1 protein-coding gene and 2 pseudogenes are annotated in these 1,235 nt (G+C 63.4%); all 3 read right to left on the bottom strand.

Translation table 11 applies throughout. From position 1 onward, the window contains the following. Window positions 1-338, bottom strand: a 338-nt coding sequence (locus ASE43_RS12245; RefSeq protein ID WP_157499904.1) for an outer membrane beta-barrel protein, incomplete at its 3' end; no start/stop codon positions are given. Between the two features lie 237 nt (window positions 339-575). Then, window positions 576-971: pseudogene (locus ASE43_RS22630) on the bottom strand (OmpA family protein); the annotation flags it as partial. Window position 972: 1 nt separating this feature from the next. Continuing rightward, a pseudogene (locus ASE43_RS22625) lies at window positions 973-1,235 on the bottom strand (hypothetical protein); the annotation flags it as partial.

Raw genomic sequence — 1,235 nt, 5'->3', positions numbered from 1 at the left:
ATACCCAGCAGGGCGTACGGGTTCCAGTTGCGGCCTTCGGTGATGAAGTGGCGACGGAAGTCCAGCGAGACGCCGTACTGGCTCCACGACAGGTCCTGGTCGGCGTCGAACTTCGGGTGCTGATAGTTCAGCTCGCCGTCGATCGACCAGGTCGGGCTGATGAACTTGCCCAAGCCCAGACCCAGGAACGGCGCGTTGCGCGTACCGCGGTCGTTGTCCTGAATATTCATACCGGTGGAACCGGTGATGTACCAACGGTCATCGAAATCCTGCGCGCTGGCCGCCTGGGCAAACGCCAAGCCCGCCAACAGTGCGGTGCTCAACAAACGGATCTTCATCTCTAACTCCTTCAGATCAGTAGGAACGGTTTGATTCACGGCGGAAACGCGTGACAGGGACCCGGTCTGGCACGGTCGCTCCGGCAGGCGGTCACTGGCGGGGCCGATCATACACTGTCAAGACGATTGTTAATACCACTTAACGTTACTTCTTAACAAAGGCACATAAACGAACGAAGCCCGGCACTAGGCCGGGCTTCGTGGGTCTTGCAGCGGGTTCCGGGGAACCCATCGTCCTTAGTTCTGGACGTTCAGCTCGGTGCGGCGGTTCTTCTCGCTCTTACAAGCCGGGAACGCCTGGCCCAGATCTTCCAGCGGACGGCTCTCGCCGTAGCCGTTCGGACCCGACAGACGCGCGGCGTCGACGCCGTTGCTGGTCAGGTAGTCGTAAGCGGCGCGGGCGCGACGCTCGGACAGGTTCTGGTTGTAGGCGTCCTTACCGCACTGGTCGGTGTGACCGGCGACTTCGACCTTCAGCTCGGGATAACGCTTCAGGATCTCGGCGGCTTCGTTCAGGATCGTCACCGCGTCAGGACGCAGCGTGGCCTTGTCGAAGTCGAAGTTCACGCCCTTCAGGTCGATCGAGACCGGCACCGGGCAGCCGTCCGGACCGATGGTCTGGCCAGCCTGCGANCCCTTCAGGTCGATCGAGACCGGCACCGGGCAGCCGTCCGGACCGATGGTCTGGCCAGCCTGCGAACCGGGGCACTTGTCGTCGCAGTTGTTCACGCCGTCGCCGTCGTCGTCCTTGTCGGCGCAGTTCGGCGCCACGACCGGAGCCGGAGCGACCGGAGCGGTGGCTTCCGGGCCCAGCGGGACGATGATGCCGACCGAAGCCAGCACGTCGCCGAACCAGTCTTCCTGCGGAGCGGCATTGCTGGTGTCGTCGAAGTCGGC

The sequence above is a fragment of the Lysobacter sp. Root983 genome, from assembly GCF_001429345.1.
Taxonomy (GTDB): domain Bacteria; phylum Pseudomonadota; class Gammaproteobacteria; order Xanthomonadales; family Xanthomonadaceae; genus Lysobacter.
The sequence above is the reverse complement of the archived record's forward strand: the minus strand, read 5'-3'. Positions and strand labels throughout refer to the sequence as shown.